The organism is Okeania hirsuta (assembly GCF_003838195.1).
GTDB classification, from domain to species: Bacteria; Cyanobacteriota; Cyanobacteriia; order Cyanobacteriales; family Microcoleaceae; genus Okeania; species Okeania hirsuta.
Genome location: NZ_RCBY01000421.1, coordinates 1 through 3,530, shown reverse-complemented (window position 1 = coordinate 3,530; position 3,530 = coordinate 1). Strand labels below are relative to the sequence as shown.

Below are 3,530 nucleotides of genomic sequence, written 5' to 3'. Positions count from 1 at the left end.
TCCTCTTCTTTTCAAGGAGAGGTAATTATTAATTATTAATTATTAATTATTAATTATTGAATGTACCTCATAAACCTGGAATCCGCTGTAACATCTAAAGGCAATGATACTTTAACTTCCTTTGGTTATAAATTAACTGACCTTAAGGATGGTGATTTAATCTCTAAAAGTAAATTTGTTTCATGCTAATTAAATTTCGTGTATTATGATGTTTTTTTGATTAATGTATAATTGATGATTGATAATTACCTCTGGTTAAAACCGAGAGGATTGAATATAATAAATATTGTCTTTTTTCCCTTAAAAGGGAAGATTTTAAACCTGAATTCTTTAATTATTAATTATTAATTATTAATTCTTTGGTAACTACTAAATTAATGAAAATATAAAAAAACTAAACCATGAATGTCAAGACAAAAAGTTCTAACCTAAATAATCCCATAACTCGCTTTTATTCCGAAGAAGAACGAAATTTGCGCATCGATCTTGCTGCTGCTTACCGCTTGATTCACTACTATGGGATGACAGACATGATCTACACCCATATTTCCGTGCGCATTAAAGAGGAGCCACCAATATTCCTCATTAATCCTTATGGTATGATGTTTGACGAAATATGTGCATCAAATTTGGTTCCAGTGGATGCAAATGGCAACAAAATTAATTCGGCAGATGCGGAAGTAAATCCAGCAGGATTTACGATACACAGTGCTATTCATTTAGGTTGCCCTAACGCCCATGCAATCATCCACACCCATACTGTTAGTGGTATGGCAGTTGCGGCGATGGAAGAAGGTTTGTTGCCTCTTAACCAAATTTCTATGGAATTTTATAATCGAGTTGCCTACCATGATTATGAGGGAATATCACTTGACCTTGATGAGCGAGAAAGACTTGTGGCATCTCTGGGAGACAAGAAATGTTTAATCCTCCGTAACCACGGTCTTTTAACTGTAGGTGAAACAGTTGCAGAGGCATTTTACTATATGTACTACCTGAATAAGGCTTGCGAAATTCAGGTTAATGTGTTAAATAGCAACGCCAAACCGATTATACCATCACCTGAGATTTGCGAACATACAGCAAAGCAGTTCGAGGGTCCATTCCTACAGGACAACAAAGAATTCCAACTCGTATGGGAAGCTAATCGCCGTTTGCTTAATCGGCTAGATCCTTCCTATATTGATATTTGACCAAAAAATAAGGTGTAATATCATGTCCAGTTGAATACTTATACTTTGGAGGAGGTAAGGCAGAAGGCAGGAGGCAGGAGGCAGAAGGAAAGAAAAGGTTAGAAGGGAAAAGGTTTTTTGATCACTGATTATCCGGACATGATATAATATAGCATTTTCAAGGATAGTGAGGTACAAATGTTAAAGATAATACCTTTGTAACACAGGCAAGATGCCTGTGACAGGTGTACCTAACTGACTTGACATCCGCCGTATAGAATCCGGTTGAACAGTCGTCCGCAGCGACGATAGGAAGCAATCTCAGGGGTACACGGAGATTGCTTGCTTCCACTCCGTTCCAGTCGCAATGACGCAAGCTATAGTAATTACCCGGATTCTATATAAAGCCTTCCCTTTTAAAGGAATTAAAAAAATATTTGGTTCATTATTTCAAGCTTCTGGGTTGAGCCAGAGGTACTGATAACTGAAATTACCCAATAAGTAGAGAAAATCATGCCATATTCAAACATACAAAAAAACTACGATGTTGTTATCGTCGGTGGTGGACACAATGGACTAATTGCAGCCTGTTATCTTGCCAAAGCGGGTAAATCTGTTTTAGTTCTAGAAAAACACGATAAAGTAGGAGGAGCAGTTGTTTCCCGCCAACTATTTCCGGGTATTGAAGCGAAACTCTCAGTTTATGCTTATCTAGTGGGAATGCTGCCACAAAAAATTATCTCAGATCTAGATTTAGATTTTAAATTCCGACAAAGAAATCCTGCTTCCTTTACTCCATACGAAAAAGATGGAAAGCATGAAGGTTTACTGATTAGTAATAGTGATGAAGCAATTACTAAGAAATCTTTTGAACAACTCACCGGAAATTCAGAAGAGTACCAAAACTATTTCAAATTCCATCAATTACAAAAATCTCTAGGAAAGCATCTTTGGCATTCATTGCTTGAACCGATGCAGACTAGAGAAGAAATTAAAAAGCTTTTTCAAACAGAAGAAGAAAAGCTAGCCTGGCAGCTATTTATGGAGCAACCCTTGGGAGTTGCTATTGAAGAATTCTTTCAAAGTGATTTGGTGCGGGGTTTAGTATTCACAGATGGAACGATTGGCACCTTTACCCATCCCCATGACTCTTCCTTACAACAGAATCGGACGTTTCTTTATCATATTATTGCCAATGGTACAGGAGATTGGTGCGTTCCAGTGGGTGGTATGGGGAAACTGACAGAGGAACTTGTTGCTCAATGCAAAAAAAATGGTGTGGAGATACTCAACCATGCTGAAGTTACAAAAATAGAGCCAGAAGAAGAGCAAGCCACCGTAAAGTTTCAACATAATAACCAAGAAAGCTATATCAGTGGAAAATATGTCTTAGTTAATCTTGCCCCGAAAAAACTTTCGCAACTGTTGAGTGGGTATAATCCTCCCAACGATCCCAAAGATGAAGGATCTTTTGTCAAAATTAATATGGTTTTAAGGAAGTTACCTCGTTTGAAAGCAGATTACGATTCTGTAGAAGCATTTACTGGAACATTCCACGTCAACGAGGGTTATCAAAACATCATTGAGAGCTACAAAATGGCTTGTGAAGGAATGATACCAGAACATCCTCCAGGGGAGTTTTATTGTCATAGTTTAACAGATGATTCTATCCTTTCCCCATCTCTGAGAGCAGAAGGTTATCAGACCCTAACTTTATTTGGGTTGGAAATGCCTTATAGCTTATTTGTTAAAGACAATCAAACAGAGAAACAGAAAGTATTGGAGAGGTATCTTAATGGGGTAAATCAATATTTATTAGATCCCATAAAAGATTGTATAGCGCGGGATGAAAATGGTCAACTTTGTGTTGATATTGCGACTCCAGTGGACGTGGAACGAGAAGTGGGCATTCCCACAGGTCATGTCTTCCATCAATCTCTTTCGTGGCCTTTTGTAGAATCAGAGGAAGAACGGGGAATGTGGGGCGTGGAGATTGGCTTTGATAATATCTTCTTGTGTGGTTCTGGAGCTAAACGGGGTGGGTGCGTTAGTGGAATTCCAGGGCATAATGCAGCGATGAAAATTCTAGAAAAATTCTAGAATTGCAACTCATTAAATTAAATTATGGAAATAAAGATGGTAAGTATACCTAGTATAGAGATTTTACAACTTAATTCAGAAACTGTACCCGAGGGAATTTCCTACTATTCTAGCCTTAATAGTAAAGAATGAGGGTTTTAGACTCCCTCGAACTCACATTAATCTAAGTGAGAAGAAGTTGTAAATCGAACGGACTTATGATCTCAAATCCGGTAGCATCGGAGTAATTAAACCTGAATTTTCGGCCACCAATGGTAC

General features: G+C 37.8%; 2 protein-coding genes. Both read left to right on the top strand.

The genetic code is table 11. The features are described from left to right. Nucleotides 1-401 precede the first annotated feature (401 nt). A complete protein-coding gene (locus D5R40_RS31235; RefSeq protein WP_124146528.1) occupies nt 402-1,193 on the top strand; it encodes a class II aldolase/adducin family protein in 792 nt (263 codons plus the stop codon). A gap of 492 nt (nt 1,194-1,685) precedes the next feature. After that, nucleotides 1,686-3,272 (top strand): phytoene desaturase family protein, encoded by a 1,587-nt coding sequence (locus tag D5R40_RS31230; protein WP_124146527.1) that lies wholly within the window; start codon nt 1,686-1,688, stop codon nt 3,270-3,272. The last annotated feature ends 258 nt before the right edge of the window (nt 3,273-3,530 follow it).

Coding starts and splice junctions, on each gene's coding strand:
- D5R40_RS31235 (WP_124146528.1), top strand. CDS start 402: ATGAATGTCAAGACAAAAAGTTCTAACCTAAATAATCCCATAACTCGC.
- D5R40_RS31230 (WP_124146527.1), top strand. CDS start 1,686: ATGCCATATTCAAACATACAAAAAAACTACGATGTTGTTATCGTCGGT.